This window comes from Salinibacillus xinjiangensis (assembly GCF_009649735.1).
Taxonomy (GTDB): Bacteria; Bacillota; Bacilli; order Bacillales; family Alkalibacillaceae; genus Salinibacillus; species Salinibacillus xinjiangensis.
In genome coordinates, this window is sequence record NZ_WJNH01000030.1 from 1 (window position 1) to 348 (window position 348).

Annotated in this window: 1 rRNA gene; it reads left to right on the plus strand. The window is 46.0% G+C overall.

Annotated elements, in window-relative coordinates:
• A 23S ribosomal RNA gene (locus GH754_RS19345) occupies positions 1-140 on the plus strand; the annotation flags it as partial.
• Positions 141-348 lie beyond the last annotated feature (208 nt).

Below are 348 nucleotides of genomic sequence, written 5' to 3' on the forward strand. Positions count from 1 at the left end.
ATGAAGCCCCCCTCTAGATGAGATTTCCCATCATTTGAAATGAGTAAGATTCCTCAGAGACGATGAGGTAGATAGGTCCGAGGTGGAAGCGTGGTGACACGTGCAGCTGACGGATACTAATCAATCGAGGACTTAACTTATAAAGATATGCGGAGGCGACTGTTCAGGTCCGACCGCATAAGCAGAATACACGTAGTGGCGGTTTATGCCACGGAGTGGATTATGCTTATGACGGCGAGGACCTAGGAGCCGGAGCTAAACAGCACAAACGCTTGTCGGATCTTGATTCACTTCTTATCTAGTTTTGAAGGTACTTTAAAAACTTCAAAAACACAAGTCCAGTAGCAA